The following is a 17180-nucleotide window of genomic DNA, read 5'->3' as shown; positions in this document are numbered from 1 at the left end:
TGTCGATACGGACAGGTCGCGACGGGATGGGTGTTCGCGCGTATGCCGGCAGGCACTGTGCAGCCGTCCTCTGAGGGCGCCTCCACCTCACGTTGGCCCGCTGACCTTCCGAACTGTTTTTGAAACCAGGCGTTTCGCATCCGACCCAACCGGGCGCGCGGCACCCCATCTGCGTCCTCCCCGGCATCGGACACTCGGAAGTCCTAGAATCGACCCGCTAGGGTCAGCCTTACCGCTGTCGGCTCGACCGGATGGAAGTGCCGGTCGGCGACGCCCTCCGCCGCCTCGCCGGGCAGACGCGAGGTGTAAAAGTAGGTGATCTGGTCGGCCCTGGCGTTGGTCATGTTGAGGACATCGAGGGACAGGCTGATCCCGTTCTCGAATTGATAGCCGACTCGGCCGTTCAGCAGCGCGGTCGGCTTGGAGCGGACGGAGTTGTCCTCGATCAGGGGTCGTGGCCCGAAGTAGCGAAAGCGCATCGAACCGAACCAGCCCAGGCCCTCGCCGAAGGTGAACCCAGCCGAGGCGATGGTGGTCGGGGCCTCGGGGACCCGGTTGCCGGCAGGGTCGCGGTCCGCGAACCGAGCGTTGGTCATCGTCAGGTCCCCCTCCAGGGAGAGCCAGGGCGTCACTGCGTAGCGGTTGGTCCACTCGACGCCGAAGCGCCGCGTGGGACGGCTCGGCTCGGTTGTACCGCTGTCGCCCTGGAACAGGTTCTCGGAGGCGAAATCGAGCTGGAACAGCGTCACTGCCGTCTCAAGGCCACTGAGGCTGCGGTTGCGCAGGCCGATCTCCGAGCCGGTCGAAGGCACGAGGAAGGGTGACCGGGAGATGTTGAACAGCGGGCTCGTCGGGTCGACGGTGGCGGTGACGCCGCGGGCATCGTTCGAGTGGAAGCCGCCGCCGTAGTTGACGAATAACTCGGTATCGAACCAGGGACCCAGCACGAGGCCGAGCTTCGGGTTGACGATGCTGTCGCGCGCCTTGCCGGAGTTTGCCGCCGTATCGGACACGACATCGGCGTAATAGGTATCCGCCCGGAAGCCGATGCTGGTGCGAAGCCAGTCGGTCCAGCGTAGCCGGTTCTCGTAGTAGAACGCCCCGCTCGCCTCCAGCACCCGGTCGTCGAGAACGGTCGAGCGGTATTGCCGGTTCGTGGTGTTGAACAGGCCCACCCGGATCGAGTCCGTGCGGGTCTGGACGCCGATCTCGTTCTCCATCGGCATCCCGAACAGGTCGCCCTGGAAAGTATGGCCGACCTCGCCGCCTCCGAGCACCCGGCTGTCACGCTGACGGAACTGATCGCCGCTAATGGGATCGTTGAGGAAGTAGGTGAAGTCGTTGAACAGGTTCATCCCGTAGCGGATGACGTAGGCGTTCGCCCGCGTGATCCCAGTCTCGCTGGTCTGGCTCCAACGTCCGGACAGCGAGAAGCGGCCGGTATCGCCGCCATCGGTCGGGTTCAGGGTGCCGAAGCGCCCGATGATGCCTTCGGAGACCGCGCGTTCGGGGATCTGATTGGTGGCGTTCCACTTCGCCCAATAGGCCATGCCGGTGAGCGAGAACCCGTCGAGCGCCGTGCCCTGGCTGTAGCGGACGACCCCGTTGAGCTTGGCCAACCGATCCGGCACGTCCCAGGGACCGTCATAGGTCTGAGCCTCGCCGGCCACGAGAAGAATACCTTGGCCGAGGGGCGCGGAGGCGATGGTCAAGGCCCGCTTGAAGCCGAATGAGCCGAACGAGACCAGCGCCAGATTCCGGTCGGTCTTGTCGAGATAGTCGATCCGCACCGAGCCGGCCGAGGCGAAGTCGCCGTCGCGGACGAAGTAAGGCCCCTTGTGAAACTCAACGGCGCCGCCGAGTTCGGGGATGAGGAAGTTCAGGTCGGCGTAGCCCTGTCCATGGGCATGGGTCCGCATGTTCACCGGCATGCCGTCCACCGAGATGGCAATGTCGGTGCCGTGGTCGAGGTTGAAGCCGCGCAGGAAGAACTGGTTGGCCTTCCCCTCCCCAGAATGTTGGGTGACGATGAGGCCCGGCACGCTCTCCAGCACCTCGCCGGGCCGGGTGATCGGCCGGCTGTTCAGGGCCGCGCCGGAGATGATCCCGGCGCTCGCCGCATCGACGTTCCGCAGGCTGCCGCCGATGCCGGTGACACCGCCGACGTACCCGGCGTTCGCCGTAGGGCCTGTCGCATTGGCGGCTGGCGCCTCCGCCGTCACCGAGAGTTCGGCGAGATCGGCTTCTGTTGGCTGAGAAGAGGCTCGTTGAACCTGAGCGCCGTAGGGCACGAGGCTGGCGCAGGATGCGAGCACAAGGGTTCGGTAGGCTGGCCGTGAACGAACGGGCGACATAGGACCTCGGGCGACGTCTGTGGCACGTCACCGCGAAAACGCCGGTGCGCCCGCGACACGCGAACGCCCCGACACCCACCAGGACACCCCGCCCGATGCGTTTCGCGTGTGACCACGACTGACGGCAGGTCTCCTGGCTCGCGGGTCACCGCCCTCTCATCGTCTTCCCAGGCCCGAAGACCCAGTGACGTGTTGATGATGGGCTCGCCGCTTACAGTTGCGGGGGCAGCCACGGCCTCGGGCAGGAGCCCTCACCGCGTTCCCTTTTGATCCTCCGGGGAGGAACCGTCAGGCACAAGGAGCCTCATCGGGTGACACAGCGTCAATGCGGGTTCAAGACTTTCCGGACGTGTGTGCTTGGAAGGTGACAAGTTCGGCCTCGGGCCTGCTCGCTCGGTGACCTGACCGATCTTTCGGACCAAGCCAAGAGAGACGCTATTGCAGGGTGGCGGCCATGAGTAGCCGGAAAGCCAGATCCGGGAGGTGGGAGGCGCAGGCGGCCGGGAGCGCAAGCAGGAGTACGGCCGGACGGGGCTTCTGGTGTTCTGGGATCGCCCCACTCGTGCGGACGATCAGAGGATCTGCCTGGGTAGATGCTTGTTAGCAGTTCTGACCCGGTCGTCTGCTCGTGGACGACGGGCGATCGGTAGCCGAGCGCCGAGTGGCGGAGCAGCGGATTGTAAAAGGTCTCAATGTAGCTGAAGCAGTGGTCCGAACGGTACCGCCAAGCGGCAACGTTCGCCGCACGGCGCTCGCCCGTAACACCGCGCCATCTTCAACGCGGCTGCCGTCTCGCCGAGGAACTCAAGTCGGTCTGGATCGATGTCGAGCTGCCCCACGAAAGAAGCCCGCCGAACCGCCTTCACATCTTCCCGATGCTGCTCGCCCGCGTGGCCGGTGTTTTAGCGCGTGATACCGTGGCGCTTGAAGAAGCGGGACAGGTTGCTCACCCCGACCCGCAGGCCACGTCCCGCCAGCCGGGCACGCAATCTGTGCCGGAACAGCCCGGGCTGCGCTTCGATGGCGTACGAGTGTTGAGCGCCGCGCATCGGCTCGGCCGACCGCGAAGGGCCGCGCGGGTTCCCGACGCGAGGCTCCCGCGTCGATGGCCGTGACGACGCGTTCACGCAGATCGACGGGCAGAGCAGATGGCATTCTGCCCTCCGAATCAGAAAGCTGCGGATCGAATCACATCGCCGTCCCCGTCGAAACCCCAGACGATCCAACCCGATCGGATCGCGGACTGGGGGGGGCATCCTCGGTCTCGGGCGGGGGCGTCGTGGAGCATCCGCCGAGAAACGTCTCGATATCGCGCCGACACACCACTCTCTCCCGCCAACAAACTTCCTGCGCTCGCACAGCTCAGCGCACCACGACCTTGGATCCGATGGGAACGCGGTCGTAGAGGTCGATCACGTCGGCATTGAGCATGCGGATGCAGCCGGAGGACACCGCCTGGCCGATCTTCTCCGGCTCGTTGGTCCCGTGGATCCGGAACAGTGTGTCCTTCTTGCCTTCCGCGAGGTAGAGGGCGCGCGCTCCGATAGGGCTTGTTGGACCGCCTTCGAGGCGCTTCGGCAGGTCCGGCCGACGCGCCAGCATCTCGGGCGGCGGATTCCAGTCCGGCCATTCACCCTTGCGATCGACTTCCGCCGTGCCGGCCCAGGCCATGCCGGCATGGCCGACGGCGACGGGATAGCGCACGGCCTTGCCGTCGGGCAGCACGAAGTACAGCCGGCGCTCCTTGGTGACCACGATGACGGTGCCGGGGGCCTCGCGGGTCGGATAGTCGACCGTGGCGCGGGCGATCTTGGGATCGACGACGGCGTCCGGCGCGAGCTTCATCCACGCCTTATCGCGGGCCTCGCCCGTGAGGGGCGCGGGCGCCGCGAGGGCCGTCTGCGTCACGGCCGGGGGCGTCACGCTCGCCGTCTGCGTGTTGCAGGCGGCGAGGGGCAGCGCCCCCGCGAGGGCGGCGAGAAGCAGGACGCGCATGGGACGGGCCTATGGGGATCGCCGCGTCGAAGCCGACGCGCGGTTTGAAGGCAAAGTTGGTTGCCGAGGTCTTGCGTAACCTAACCCGAGCGCGCATCCCGGCGTAGTGTATCGTGCCACGGCGTGGCGCATTTGCATCGTCTGTTGTCTCGACGCAACGATAAGGACGAGCATCGATTTGGGAGGACTGCGATGACGACGCTGTACGTGAGCCATCCGTCCGCCCTCGACCACGCCATGCCGGCGGGCCATCCCGAATGTCCCGACCGGATCCGGGCCGTGGAGCGGGTTCTGGAGGACGAGCGGTTTGCGGGCCTGGTGCGCGGGCTAGCCCCCCTCGCCGACCCCTCTGTCGCGACCCTGGTCCATCCGGTGCCCTACGTGCAGGCCCTCATTGAGGCGGCGCCGCGCGAGGGGTTCGTCCAGATCGACGGGGATACGCTCCTGTCACCGGGAACCATCGAGGCGGCCCTGCGCGGCGTCGGCGGCGCGGTCCATGCCGTCGATGCGGTGATGAAGGGCGAGTGCCGCAACGCCTTCGTGGCCATGCGGCCGCCGGGACACCACGCTGAGCGCATGCAGGCCATGGGCTTCTGCGTGTTCAACCACGCCGCCATCGCGGCCCGCCACGCCCGGGAGACCCACGGGGCCACCCGCGTCGCCCTGGTCGATTGGGACGTCCATCACGGCAACGGCTCTCAGGACATCTTCTGGGACGACGCGAGCGTGCTCTACGCCTCGACCCACGAGATGCCGCTCTATCCCGGTACGGGGGCGGCGTCGGAGCGCGGCAACCACGACACCATCGTCAACGTCCCCCTGCGGGCCGGCGACGGCAGCGAGCGGTTCCGCGAGGTGTTCGAGGCCGGTATCCTGCGCCGGCTCGAGGCCTTCGCGCCCGACCTCATCGTGATCTCGGCAGGCTTCGACGCCCATCGCCTCGATCCCCTGGCCCATATCCAGCTCGACGAAGCTGATTTCGGCTGGGCCACGCGCCGCGTGATGGAGGTGGCCGAGAAGCACGCGGGCGGGCGCGTCGTTTCGGTGCTGGAGGGGGGCTACAGTCTCAAGGGGCTGGGATTGTCCGTGTCCGCCCACATGGACGCGTTGATGGGGCGGTGAACGCCCGAAGAGGCGGCGATACGCGAGGCTGCCGGGCAGCCTCGCGCCTATCCTAGCCCTCCAGCCGCTCATCTCCCAAAAACTCGATCCCGAAGCCCGACAGGCCGACATAGGCTCGCGACGAGGTCGCGAGGTTGCGGATCGAGACCACGCCGAGGTCGCGCAGGATCTGGGCGCCGAGGCCGACCTCGCGCCAGGCCTGCACCCGCTGGGCCTCCGCACCCTCCTCGGCGTAGGACTGGAGAGGCACGCCCGCCGTCCCGTCGCGGAGGTAGACGAGGATGCCGCGCCCCTCGCGGGCGAAGCGGCGCATCACCGCCTCGATCTGCTTTCCGCCCTCGATGACGTCGGCGACCACGTTGGAGCGGTGCAGGCGCACCAGCACGTTCCGTCCGTCGCCGATGTCGCCGTGCACGAAGGCGAATTGCTGCACGGTTTCGAACGGCGTCGTGTAGGCGTAGCCCGTCATCGCCCCCGTCTCGGCCTGAACCGGGAAGGTCCCGACACGCTCCACGAGCTTTTCGCGCGACTGGCGAAAGGCGATGAGATCGGCGACCGAGACGCGCTTGAGGTTGTGCTGCTCGGCGAAGGCGGTGATCTGCGGCCCCTTCATCACCGTGCCGTCGTCGTTGGCGAGTTCGCAGATCACGCCCACGGGGGGCAAGCCGGCGAGCTTGCACAGGTCGACGGCGGCCTCCGTGTGGCCCGAGCGCATGAGCACGCCGCCGTCCTTGGCGATGAGGGGAAAGACGTGGCCCGGACGGACGAAGTCCGTCTCCCCCATGTTGCCGTTGGCGAGCGCCCGCACGGTGTTGCAGCGCTGCTCCGCCGAGATGCCGGTGGTGAGGCCGTGCTTGACGTCCACCGTCACGGTGAAGGCGGTGCCGAGCGGCGCGTCGTTGGCGGCCACCATGGGGTCTAGGCGCAGGCGCCGGGCTTCGGCCCGGGTGACGGGCGCGCAGACGATGCCGCAGGTGTTGCGGATGATGAACGCCATCTTCTCCGGCGTGCAGAGGGACGCCGCGACGACGAGATCGCCCTCGTTCTCGCGATCGTCGTCGTCGGTGACGACGACGATCTCGCCGCGGGCATAGGCTTCGATGGCCTGGATCACATGGGTGTGGGGCACGGGAATTCTCTCAAGCCTTGCGGAGCGGATGGCGGGCGGTGCGGAGACCGATTGTTTTGCATCATCTTTGCCCGAAAGCCGGAAACCGCCTTTCGGGACGATGCTTTATCTCCGTTCGCCCACCTGCCCCCGGTGGCGCAGATAGTGATCCGCGAGCACGCATGCCATCATGGCCTCGGCCACCGGCACGGCGCGGATGCCGACGCAGGGGTCGTGGCGGCCCTTGGTGACGAGATCGACGTCGCGGTTGTCTTGGGTCACGCTCATGCGCGGAGTCAGGATCGACGAGGTCGGCTTGACCGCGAAGCGGCAGATCACGGGTTGGCCGGTGGAGATGCCTCCCAGCACGCCGCCCGCGTGGTTCGCCAGGAAGGTGGGCGCGCCCGCATTGCCCGAACGCATCTCGTCGGCATTGTCCTCGCCGCGCAGGGCCGCCGAGGCGAAGCCGTCGCCGATCTCGACGCCCTTCACCGCATTAATCGACATCATCGCGGCGGCCAGATCCGCGTCGAGCTTGCCGTAGATCGGGGCGCCGAGGCCCGGCGGCACGCCCTCGGCCACCACCTCGATCACCGCGCCGATGGACGAGCCGTCTTTTCGGATGCCGTCGAGATAGGTCTCGTAGAAGGCGGCCATCGCGGCGTCGGGGCAGAAGAACGGGTTGTTGGCGACCTCATTCCAATCCCACCGGGCGCGATCGACGGCGTGCGGCCCCATCTGCACCAGGGCGGCCCGGATGGTGACGCCCTCCGGCAGGATCCGGCGGGCGATGGCGCCGGCCGCCACCCGCGCGGCGGTCTCGCGCGCCGAGGAGCGCCCGCCGCCGCGATAGTCCCGGATGCCGTACTTGGCGTCGTAGGCGTAGTCGGCGTGACCCGGGCGGTAACTGTCGCGGATCTCGGAATAGTCCTTCGAGCGCTGGTCGGTGTTCTCGATCTCGAGGGCGATGGGTGTGCCGGTGGTGAGCTGGCGCCCCTCCGTGCGGTCGTCCGAGAACACGCCCGAGAGGATGCGGACCTGATCCGGCTCGCGCCGCTGGGTGGTGAACCGCGACTGGCCGGGTTTCCGCCGGTCCAGTTCCGCCTGGATGTCGGCTGCCGCGATGGGAATTCCCGGGGGGCACCCATCGACGACGCAGCCGAGGGCGACCCCGTGGCTCTCGCCGAAGGTGGTGACGCGGAAGAGATGGCCGAAGGTGTTGTGGGACATGGTGCCCTCGCTCTAACGCGGGTTTTCGCGAGTCACAAATGCCGGCCCGTTCGATGCGGTCACCCGCTGGGGCGGGATCAATCGTCCGGCTGGGCCAGGACGCCGCCGGTCAAAGCCTCGCGCACGCCCGTGGTCGACGGGAAGGTGATCGGCAGGCCCTTCAATGACCGCACCGCGAGGTGCGCGAAGGCCTGCGCCTCGAGGTAGGCCGAGGACCAGCCGATGGCGTCGGCCGTCGTGATCTCGGCGCGCAGGTGGTAGTTCAGCAGGCGCACGAGCTCGCCGTTGCGCGCACCCCCGCCCGCCACGATCCAGCGGGCCGGGATCTCGGGGGCATGGTCGAGGGCCCGCGCCACGGCTCGCGCCGTGAAGGCGGTGAGCGTCGCCGCCCCGTCCTCCGTCGAGAGCTGGCCGGCGAGCTTGTGCGAGAACCAGTTCCGGTCGAGGGATTTCGGCGGCCTGCGGGCGAAGAACGGGTGGATGAGAAGCCACGCCAGCAGCGGTTCGTCGGGGCGTCCCCGTGCCGCCGTACGGCCGCCATCGTCGAGGGGGCGGCCCGTGCGCTCGCGCATCCAGTCGTCGATGAGGGCGTTGCCCGGCCCGGTGTCGAAGGCGATGACGTCGCCGTTCGAGGCGATGAGCGTCGCGTTGGCCACGCCACCGATATTGAGGATGCCGAGCGCGCCCTCGAAACCGGAGGCGCGGGCAAGCGCCTGATGGAACACCGGCACCAGAGGGGCGCCCTGCCCGCCCGCCGCGATGTCGGCGTGGCGCAGGTCCGACACCACGGGAATGCCGAGGCGGCGGCTGAGGGCGGCGCCGTCGCCGATCTGCACGCTCATGCGCTGGTCCGGCCGGTGCACCACGGTCTGGCCGTGGAACCCGATCACGTCGATGTCGGCCGGTGTCAGGCCGTTGTCGGCGAGGAAACTCTCCACGGCTTCCGCATGGGCGGCCGTGACGAAGGCTTCGGCTTCGGGCAGGCATCCCGGCCGGTCCTCACGCGCGATGACGGCCTCCGAATCGGCGAGCGCACGGCGAAGCAGATCGCGATCCTCGTCCGAGTAGCCGCGATAGCCCGTTGGGCCGAGGGGTTCGAGGTAGCCGTTGTGGCTCTGCACCACCCGGACGTCATGCCCGTCGGTCTCGATGAGGGCGACGTCGACGCCGTCGAGGGACGTGCCGCTCATCAGGCCGATCGCGCGCAGCATGGTCATGGTCGTGCCTTCCTCGGTCAGCCCTGCTAAGTGTCTCTCACGGAACTCCCGCGGCGCGGTCGGCTTCACGGCGAGAGCCCGGCGCGCCCGGGAGTTTCGTGAGGCCCTCCCAAGAGCCGGCGCAATGTCCGCGTGGTGCTATCACGCCGCGCCTCGCCCTGTCCCGATCCGCCCTCCTCTGACACCGGAACCGTCCATGTCCACCGCGTCCGACGCCTTCGCTCCGAAATCCGATTTCCTCCGGGTCCTGTCCGAACGCGGCTTCATCCATCAGGGCTCGGATCTGGCTGGTATCGACGCGGCGGCCCTGGAGGGGCGGCTCACCACCTATGTCGGGTACGATTGCACGGCGGCGTCGCTCCATGTCGGCCACCTCCTGTCGATCATGATGCTGCACTGGCTCCAGGCCACGGGCGGCACGCCCATCACCCTCATGGGCGGCGGCACGACCCGTGTCGGCGATCCGTCCGGCCGCGACGAATCGCGAAAGATCCTCACCCTGGAGCAGATCGAGGAGAACAAGGCCGGGATCCAGAAGACCTTCGCCCGGTTCCTCAGCTTCGAGGGCGGCGGCAACGCCGCCACCATGGTCGATAACGCCGAATGGCTGACCAAGCTCAACTACATCGAGATGCTGCGCGACATCGGCCGGCACTTCTCCGTCAACCGAATGATGTCCATGGACAGCGTCCGCATGCGGCTGGAGCGCGACCAGGAGCTGTCGTTCCTCGAATTCAACTACATGATCCTGCAATCCTACGACTTCGTCGAGCTGAACCGCCGATACGGTTGCGTGCTGCAGATGGGCGGCTCGGATCAGTGGGGCAACATCGTCAACGGCATCGATCTCGGGCGCCGCATGGGCACGCCCCAGCTCTACGGGCTCACCTGTCCGCTCCTCACCACGGCGTCGGGCGCCAAGATGGGCAAGACGGCGGCAGGCGCGGTTTGGCTCGATGCCGGCATGCTGTCGCCGTACGATTACTGGCAGTTTTGGCGCAACACCGAGGACGCCGATATCGGCCGGTTCCTTAAGCTGTTCACCCTGCTGCCGATGGAGGAGATCGCCCGGCTGTCGGCCCTCCAGGGCGCCGAGATCAATGAGGCGAAGAAGGTGCTGGCAAGCGAGGCCACGGCCCTGATGCATGGACGCGAGGCGGCGGACAGCGCCGCCGAGACCGCGCGGAAAACCTTCGTCGAGGGGAGCGTCGCCCAGGACCTGCCCACCGTGTTCGTCTCCGGCGACCTCCTCGAAGCCGGCCTCGGCGTGCTCTCGGCCTTCGGGCCCGATTACGCGAAGCTAGTGCCCTCCACGAGCGAGGCCCGGCGCCAGATCAAGGGCGGCGGCCTGCGGGTTAACGACGTGGCGCTGACCGACGAGCGCGCGGTCCTGCGGACGGGCGACGTGACGGCGGACGGCGTGATCAAGCTCTCCTTCGGCCGCAAGAAGCACGTGCTCCTGAAGGTCGGCTGAGGCCAGGAGATACCCCGGCCCGGTCGCCCCGGGCCGGTTCCTACCGCTCGGTCTCGCCCATGGGCGCGGCCCCCGCGATCCCGTCGTTGCCGCCCCCGGCGCTGAAGAGCTTGCGCAGGATGCCGGGCGCCAGGGCCGAGAGCGGGTTGACGCTGACATCGGGCTTGGACAGGCGTCCGGACACGCGGAAGTTGAGGGCGAACAGGCCCTCGTTGTGACCGCCGCCGAGGAGCTGGCCCAGGATCGGCAACTGCGAGACGACGTTGTTGAGGCCATAGAGCGGCACGAAGGTGCCGTTGATGTCCGTGCGCTCTTTGGCGGTGTCGAGGTAGCCGTTCAGGGTGAAGCCCATGGCGGCGTTGGAGATCGCCGCGTCGCTGAAATCGACCCGGGCGCCCGTGCGGACGAAGTTGGCGCGCAGGCGGTCGAAGGTCACGTCGTTGCCGGTGTTCTGTACGATCTGCTTGCGGCCGCGTGCGTCCACCACCTCGCTGCTCGCGGGGCCCTGCGCCATGATGCTCGACAGAGCCGGCTCGTTGCGCAGGACGAAGTTGCGGATCTGGACGACGCCCTGTTGCGGCCCATCGTTGAGGCCCGTGCTCATGACGAGCCGGCCGCCGTACATCCGCTTGTAGATGTCGGCGAAGCGCAGGGTGGCGCCGGCATCCTGGCTGTCCACCGTGAGGGCCGGCCCCTGCTCGGTGCGGCTGATCTGCGCGCTGAACGGCGCACCCCCGAAACGGCCCTGGATACGGCCGGTCCGCACGTCCTTGCCCTTCAGGGCGAGCTTGACGGTAGCGTTGGTGAGGGCCTCGCCGTTGAAGCCCGTGAGGATGGCGAGCGACACGTCGGCATCGATGTCCTTCGGGGCGGCGTCGGCCTTGCCCTTGCCCTCCGGGGCGGTGAGCCCGCGCAGGATCGGGCGGGCATCGGCCACGGCGCCCTTGACGGCGATGCGGTAGGCATTCCCCGTGCGGTCGAGCTGCAACCGCATGTCGTCGCCGGGCGAGAGCTTCAGGCTCGACAAGTCGGCCCGTTCGACCTGACCGTCGGCTCCAAGGGTCGCCGTGCCTCGCGCTAGGGCGGGCGCGGCGTCGAGGGCGATGTCGCGCAGGTCGAACGATCCGCCGGCCGCGCTCTCCGTCAGGGTGAAGGCGAGGCGCCCCGGTTTTCCCGGCGCCTTGGTGAAACCCGGGACAATGCCGTCGATGCCGGCACGAACGAGATCCGCCTCGATCCGGATCGGCGGCTTGCCGGAGCCCGAGCGCCCGATGGGCAGGGCGATCTTCACCGGGATCGAGCCGGTGAGCTGGGGCGAGACAGGCATGCCCTTCTTCGCCCGCAGGGCTTCGTCGAGGCTGAGATTGACGGTGACTTCGCCCGGCGCGCCGGGCTTGGGCTGGCGCAGGTCCACGGTGAGGGGCGATCCGAGTACCTTGGCGTCGCCCTTGAGGGCGAAGGCGCCACGATCGTACGACACCGTGAAGCGCCCGGCGTCGAGGCGTTCCTTGCCGAACGCCTTGTCGACGCCGATCTCGGCGAGCGTGCCCGCGATGGTCACCGGCAGGTCCGCCAAGTCGGGAATGTGCTTGAGGTTGAGCGGAAAATCGATCCGGAGATCGGCCGCCCCCTTCACGCTGGCCGGATCGATGTCGACGCCCGTCAGGCTCTTGAACATCCGGGTCTGCATCAGGGATACCAAGGCATCGGCCCCGCCGCCGAGGCGCAGGCCGATCTGCGCCACCACCGCGTCCGGGCTGATCTTCGGAATCACGAACGATCCGTCGGTGATCGACAGGGCGCGGTTGTCCGCCATGCGCAGGTCCGCGGTCACGTTCCGGATGGTGGTGGTCAGGCCGGTGATGACACCGGTGACGCGGCCGCGGCTCAGGGGCGGCGCATCGTCCGAGACGGCCAGCGTCGCGTCGGAGACGGCGAACGCGATGTGGACTGCGTTGTCGGGCATGGGCTCGCCCCGCGTCGCGGCGGCGAGTTCGGGCCCGCTCATGTCGATGGTGATGTCGACGTTGTCGACCCGGCCCCCGCGCAGGTTGTCCACGAGGTAGTTGCGGGCCGGCGGGGCCACGTGCTCGGGCCAGAGACGCAGGGCCATGCGCCCGTCGGTGTTGGCGGCGGTGATGTGCAGGGTCAACCCGTCGTCGTCGGCGGTCGTGCCGAGGGTCCCGGTGATCCGCCCGCTCGCCGCCCCAGCCCGGACGGTGAAATCGTCGATGGCGATGCCGCCGGCCCGCCCCGTCAGATGGGTGGACAGGCTGTCGAGGGTGACGGGTCGGTCCTGGGCATTGGCGCCCCGCAGGACGGCATCGCGGCCCTCGAGGTTCATGGTCCAGCTGATATCGGAATCCGGCGCGCCCGCCGTCCAGGCACCGGTCAGGTGGGCGGTGTTGCCGGCGCCGCGATAGTCGAGGGCGTCGAGCTTCATGGCGCGTGCCGTCTCGTCCCAGCTCACCCGGGCGGCGAGGCTCTCGATGGTGACGGGGTTGAAGTCCTTTTCCTCGATGAGGAAGTTGCCGTCGCTGGTCCGGATGTCGGCGGTCATCGTCTCGATGCGGCCGGTGTCGAGGGCGATGTCGGCCTTGGCCGAGAGCTTGAGGTCGGTCGCCACCGGCAGCTTCGACTGGCCCGACAGGAGCAGAAGGTCGGTGATCGGCAGGTCGTCGAGGGTGATGATGCCCGTGCGGCGGGTGCCGCCGGCTTCCTGCAGATCGCCGCCGAAGCGCCATTCTCCGTGCGGCCCGTCGATGCGCAGCTCGAACACCCGGGCGTTGCGGGTGGCGTCGCGCCGGAACAGGCCGTTGACGTGCTCGAACACCGCGCGCTGGCGGGCGTCGTCGTCGATGAGGGTGAGGCGGCCGTTGGTGATCCGTGCCCGGTCCAGGGCCCCGACGATGCCGGCGCGATCCAGCACCACCCCGAAGATCGAGGCCATCGTGGCGGAGATCGGCGAGACCTTGCCCAGCACCGCGTCCACGCTGGGCAGGGTATGGGGTTCGACGGCTCCGGCCTGCGACGTGTCGGAGGCCGCAAAGGCGATGCTGCCGTCGCGGTGCACGAGGGCCGTCATCTGCAGATCGCGAAACTCGATGGCCCGGGGCTGGACCGAGAGGCGCAGGAGGCTCCAAGTGTCGAGGCTCACGACGGCATGCGGCGCCCGCACCACCAGGGCGCCCTCGGAATTGTAGATGTCGAGGCCGCCGACACGCAGGGCCAGGGAGTTCTCGGAATCGAGTTCGAGGGCGCTGTCGCGTAGGGACACGCGCCAGCCCGCGCCGATGCTCCCGGCGATGGCCGAGGCGACGCGTTCCGACATGCCGTCGATGCGCAGGGGACCGCTCGACAGGCGCCAGACGAGCCCGGCGAGACCCGCTCCGAGAGCGAGCACGAGAATCACCGCCGGCCAAAGCAGCCAGCGCCGGCGCCGCCGTCCGCCCGCGCGTCCCGGCCGCGCATCCGTGACCGTGTCCTGAACCATCAATCCTTGAGCCGCTGGATCGGAACGCACCCTCGGGCTATCGAGCTGCGGTCCGGGAAGGAAAGGCTTCTCGGGCATCCGGCCCGGGCCTCGGCGTCGGCTCCAGGCATACCATTAATCGGCCGAAAGGAAGGCATCATGCCCCTCGATACCGGAGATCAGGCTCCCGACTTCGACCTGCCGGGCGCGGGAGGCGGCGCCGTGCGCCTCGCGGACCTCGCGGGCCGCAAGGCTGTCCTCTATTTCTACCCGAAGGACGACACCAGCGGATGTACCTTGGAGGCGCAGGAGTTCAACACCCTGCGAGAGGCTTTTGCCGCAGCCGACACGATCGTGATCGGAGTCTCACCTGACTCCGTCAAGAGCCACGACAAGTTCAGGGCGAAATACGATCTCGCCTTTCCCCTCGCGTCGGACGAGACCAAGGCCATGCTCGAAGCCTATGGTGTCTGGGTCGAGAAGAGCATGTACGGCCGAAAATACATGGGCGTCGAGCGCACCACGATGCTCCTCGATCGCACGGGGGGGATCGTCCGGATCTGGCGGAAGGTGAAGGTTCCGGGGCACGCCAAGGAGGTGCTGGCGGCGGCGCAGGCCCAGGCCTGATCCGAAGACGGAGCGGGTGGCGGGCGCCTGCGACAGTGAAGCTTCATTAACCGTGTTCGGGCCAAATGATGGGCACTGAATCAGGTTTGCGTCGATGTTCCTCACCCCCCGTCAGCCCCGCGAAAAGGCACGCCCCAGAGCGCGGGGACCGGTCGGCCGGGCGAGGCTGATCGAGAGCCCCCTCGGCGTCCGGGTCCTCGGTACGGTGCTCGCCCTCACCACGATTTGGGCCGGGGGCGCGACCTACTATCTCGTCTTTCACGACGAGGTGCTCGCCCGTTTCGTCTCCCAGCAGAGCACGATGCAGTACGGCTATGAGGCTCGCATCGCCGCGTTGAAGCTGGAACTCGAGCGCACGAGTTTGGATCAGGCGACGGCCCGCGACGAACTCGCCGCGCGGCTGGCCGACTTGTCCCGGCGCCAGAAGACCCTGGAATCGCGCCAGGGCACCCTCTCGGCCCTGGCCGGCGACACCCTCGGACGCCGCCTGCCGGAGGCGACTGTCGAGGACGAGCCGGTCACCGCCGCCGAGCGCCGTCCGGTCGGGACGGCCAAGCCGTTTCCGATCCCCGACCCCCCCGACCAGCCCCTCGGCCTTCGCGGCGCCCGCGAGAGCGCCCGCCACACCGGCATCATGGTGGCGAGCCTGGAGCAACGCCTGGACGGCCTTGCCGAAGCGCAGTCGCGGATCGTCGCCGGGATCGGCGCCAGGGCCGATCGTACGGCTCAGCGCCTGCGCGGCCTGTTCGCGCGGGTCGGGCTCGATCCGACGCGCTTCGCGCCCCGCCCCGAACCTGGCGTCGGCGGTCCCCTGGTTCCCTTGGGCGATGATCCGTTCGGAGTGGCCGCGGCGCAGGCCCAGCGCGCCGTCGCGGAGGCTGCCGGCCTGCGCCGCCTCGCCGAGGCCCTGCCCCTGCGTCGACCCATCCTCGGCGAGGCATCCGTCTCGAGCACCTTCGGGGCTCGTCTCGATCCGTTCACGCGGGGCTATGCCCTGCATACGGGCCTCGACCTTCGCGCCGAGACCGGCGAGCCGGCCCGCACCACGGCGGCCGGGCGTGTCACCCTGGCCGAGTACAGGGGCGGCTACGGCAACATGGTCGAAGTCGATCACGGCCACGGGCTGGCGACGCGCTACGCCCATCTATCCGCCTACGACGTGACGCCGGGCCAATGGGTCGCGGCCGGCGCCATCGTCGGCCGTGTCGGGTCTACGGGCCGCTCGACGGGAAGCCACCTCCACTATGAGACCCGGATCGACGGCGAGCCCGTCGATCCGCAGCGGTTCCTGCGCCTGGCCGATGCCCTCGATCCGATTTCGAGCGCGACGCCCTGAAGCATCGTCCCGAAAGGTAGCCTCCGGCTTTCGGGACGATGCTCTAGCGTTGACCGGCGTTCAGTCCAGATCCTCGACCGCGTCGGCGCCACCATAGACTCGCTGGGCCAGGGACGCCTCCATGAACGGGTCGAGGGCCCCATCCAGCACCGCGTCCGGGTCCGTCGATTGGGTGCCCGTCCGCAGGTCCTTCACGAGCTGGTACGGCTGGAGGACGTAGGATCGAATCTGGTGGCCCCAGCCGATATCCGTCTTCGCGGCGGCCTCGGCGTTGGCCTTCTCCTCGCGCTTCTTCAGCTCGGCCTCGTACATGCGGGCACGCAGCATGTTCCAGGCGGTCGCCCGGTTCTTGTGCTGCGAACGCTCCTGCTGACACGCCACGACGATGCCGGTCGGGTTGTGGGTGATGCGCACGGCCGAGTCCGTGGTGTTCACGTGCTGGCCGCCGGCGCCCGACGAGCGGTAGGTGTCGATGCGGCAGTCGGATTCCTTGATCTCGATGACGATGCGGTCGTCGATCACCGGATAGACCCATACGGAGGCGAAGCTCGTGTGCCGGCGCGCACTCGAATCGTAGGGCGAGATGCGGACCAGCCGGTGCACGCCCGACTCGGTCTTGAGCCAGCCATAGGCGTTGTGACCCTTGATCAGGAGCGTGGCGCCCTTGATCCCGGCCTCGTCGCCGTCCGACCACTCGACGATCTCGACCTTGTATTTCCGGCGCTCGGCCCAGCGGGCGTACATGCGCTGAAGCATGTTGGCCCAGTCCTGGCTCTCGGTGCCGCCGGCGCCCGAATGGACTTCGAGGTAGGTGTCGAAGCCGTCGGCCTCGCCGGACAGGAGGGTCTCGATCTGGCGGCGCGCGGCTTCGGCCTCGACGGCGCGGACCGCGTTCTCCCCCTCAAGGACGATCTCCTGATCACCCTCCATCTCGCCGAGCTCGATGAGCGTCGCGGCATCCTCGAGATCCTGCGACAGGCGCTTGATGGAGGTGACGGCCTCGTCGAGCTGCGTGCGGTCGCGCATGACGGTCTGCGCGGCCTCAGCGTCGTTCCACAGGGCAGGGTCCTCGGAGGCGGCGTTCAGCTCCGCGAGGCGTTTTTCGACGGTATCCCAGTCAAAGATGCCTCCTCAGCAGTCCGATCGACTGCTTGGCGGCATCCGAGAGTTGTTCGATCTCGGCGCGCATCTGGTGTTTCGGACTCGTGTGCGAGGTGTGAGGGCGGGTGATACCGAGCCGCCCGT

11 protein-coding genes, 1 pseudogene and 1 riboswitch are annotated in these 17180 nt (G+C 68.4%); of the genes and pseudogenes, 4 read left to right on the top strand and 8 right to left on the bottom strand.

The window, feature by feature from the left end:
• Window positions 1-203 precede the first annotated feature (203 nt).
• The 3 genes and pseudogenes from MFF01_RS10490 to MFF01_RS10480 all read right to left on the bottom strand — a co-directional run bounded on the left by MFF01_RS10490 (window position 204) and on the right by MFF01_RS10480 (window position 4349).
• Complete coding sequence (locus MFF01_RS10490; RefSeq protein ID WP_373319723.1) at window positions 204-2354, bottom strand: TonB-dependent receptor; 2151 nt, start codon at window positions 2352-2354, stop codon at window positions 204-206.
• A 106-nt stretch (window positions 2355-2460) separates the two neighbouring features.
• Window positions 2461-2659: riboswitch (cobalamin riboswitch) on the bottom strand.
• Between the two features lie 405 nt (window positions 2660-3064).
• A pseudogene (locus MFF01_RS10485) lies at window positions 3065-3509 on the bottom strand (transposase); the annotation flags it as partial.
• 207 nt (window positions 3510-3716) lie between these two features.
• A complete protein-coding gene (locus tag MFF01_RS10480) occupies window positions 3717-4349 on the bottom strand; it encodes a L,D-transpeptidase (protein ID WP_238224940.1) in 633 nt (210 codons plus the stop codon).
• A gap of 192 nt (window positions 4350-4541) precedes the next feature.
• Between MFF01_RS10480 and MFF01_RS10475 the strand changes: the two genes are divergently transcribed.
• On the top strand, window positions 4542-5471 hold the full coding sequence (locus MFF01_RS10475; protein ID WP_238224938.1) for a histone deacetylase family protein: 930 nt from the start codon (window positions 4542-4544) through the stop codon (window positions 5469-5471).
• A 52-nt stretch (window positions 5472-5523) separates the two neighbouring features.
• Here MFF01_RS10475 and ribB read toward each other — a convergent pair whose 3' ends face one another.
• The 3 genes from ribB to MFF01_RS10460 form a co-directional block, all read right to left on the bottom strand.
• Window positions 5524-6600, bottom strand: a complete 1077-nt coding sequence (gene ribB / locus MFF01_RS10470) for a 3,4-dihydroxy-2-butanone-4-phosphate synthase (RefSeq protein ID WP_238224937.1) — start codon at window positions 6598-6600, stop codon at window positions 5524-5526.
• Window positions 6601-6705: 105 nt separating this feature from the next.
• Window positions 6706-7809 (bottom strand): chorismate synthase, encoded by a 1104-nt coding sequence (gene aroC / locus MFF01_RS10465; RefSeq protein ID WP_238224935.1) that lies wholly within the window; start codon window positions 7807-7809, stop codon window positions 6706-6708.
• A 77-nt stretch (window positions 7810-7886) separates the two neighbouring features.
• Window positions 7887-9026, bottom strand: coding sequence for an anhydro-N-acetylmuramic acid kinase (locus MFF01_RS10460; protein WP_238224933.1), 1140 nt, complete (start codon window positions 9024-9026; stop codon window positions 7887-7889).
• 196 nt (window positions 9027-9222) lie between these two features.
• On the opposite strand from MFF01_RS10460, the gene tyrS reads away from it, so the two are divergent.
• On the top strand, window positions 9223-10500 hold the full coding sequence (gene tyrS / locus MFF01_RS10455; RefSeq protein ID WP_238224932.1) for a tyrosine--tRNA ligase: 1278 nt from the start codon (window positions 9223-9225) through the stop codon (window positions 10498-10500).
• Window positions 10501-10540: 40 nt separating this feature from the next.
• Here tyrS and MFF01_RS10450 read toward each other — a convergent pair whose 3' ends face one another.
• Window positions 10541-13993, bottom strand: a complete 3453-nt coding sequence (locus MFF01_RS10450) for a YhdP family protein (protein ID WP_238224931.1) — start codon at window positions 13991-13993, stop codon at window positions 10541-10543.
• A 138-nt stretch (window positions 13994-14131) separates the two neighbouring features.
• Between MFF01_RS10450 and MFF01_RS10445 the strand changes: the two genes are divergently transcribed.
• Together MFF01_RS10445 and MFF01_RS22050 are read left to right on the top strand one after the other, a co-directional pair.
• The gene (locus tag MFF01_RS10445; RefSeq protein WP_238224930.1) at window positions 14132-14599 is read left to right on the top strand and encodes a peroxiredoxin; all 468 of its coding nucleotides are present in this window, start codon (window positions 14132-14134) and stop codon (window positions 14597-14599) included.
• 94 nt (window positions 14600-14693) lie between these two features.
• Window positions 14694-15935 carry a M23 family metallopeptidase gene (locus MFF01_RS22050; RefSeq protein ID WP_283207177.1) on the top strand — a complete coding sequence of 414 codons (1242 nt, stop codon included), beginning with the start codon at window positions 14694-14696 and terminating at the stop codon, window positions 15933-15935.
• 60 nt (window positions 15936-15995) lie between these two features.
• Here MFF01_RS22050 and prfB read toward each other — a convergent pair.
• Window positions 15996-17124, bottom strand: a protein-coding gene (prfB, locus tag MFF01_RS10435) for a peptide chain release factor 2 (protein WP_238224929.1) whose coding sequence is annotated in 2 segments (ribosomal slippage) — window positions 15996-17054 and window positions 17056-17124 — 1128 coding nt in all. Because the reading frame shifts where the segments join, the coding sequence is not laid out codon by codon here.
• Between the last annotated feature and the right edge of the window lie 56 nt (window positions 17125-17180).

Source organism: Methylobacterium adhaesivum (assembly GCF_022179065.1).
GTDB lineage: Bacteria > Pseudomonadota > Alphaproteobacteria > Rhizobiales > Beijerinckiaceae > Methylobacterium > Methylobacterium adhaesivum.
The sequence above is the reverse complement of the archived record's forward strand: the minus strand, read 5'-3'. Positions and strand labels throughout refer to the sequence as shown.

What these genes read in the sequence shown, in the direction of transcription:
- MFF01_RS10490 (WP_373319723.1), bottom strand. Translation starts at nt 2,354, where the DNA reads ATGTCGCCCGTTCGTTCACGGCCAGCCTACCGAACCCTTGTGCTCGCA.
- MFF01_RS10480 (WP_238224940.1), bottom strand. Translation starts at nt 4,349, where the DNA reads ATGCGCGTCCTGCTTCTCGCCGCCCTCGCGGGGGCGCTGCCCCTCGCC.
- MFF01_RS10475 (WP_238224938.1), top strand. Translation starts at nt 4,542, where the DNA reads ATGACGACGCTGTACGTGAGCCATCCGTCCGCCCTCGACCACGCCATG.
- aroC (WP_238224935.1), bottom strand. Translation starts at nt 7,809, where the DNA reads ATGTCCCACAACACCTTCGGCCATCTCTTCCGCGTCACCACCTTCGGC.
- MFF01_RS10460 (WP_238224933.1), bottom strand. Translation starts at nt 9,026, where the DNA reads ATGACCATGCTGCGCGCGATCGGCCTGATGAGCGGCACGTCCCTCGAC.
- tyrS (WP_238224932.1), top strand. Translation starts at nt 9,223, where the DNA reads ATGTCCACCGCGTCCGACGCCTTCGCTCCGAAATCCGATTTCCTCCGG.
- MFF01_RS10450 (WP_238224931.1), bottom strand. Translation starts at nt 13,993, where the DNA reads ATGGTTCAGGACACGGTCACGGATGCGCGGCCGGGACGCGCGGGCGGA.
- MFF01_RS10445 (WP_238224930.1), top strand. Translation starts at nt 14,132, where the DNA reads ATGCCCCTCGATACCGGAGATCAGGCTCCCGACTTCGACCTGCCGGGC.
- MFF01_RS22050 (WP_283207177.1), top strand. Translation starts at nt 14,694, where the DNA reads ATGTTCCTCACCCCCCGTCAGCCCCGCGAAAAGGCACGCCCCAGAGCG.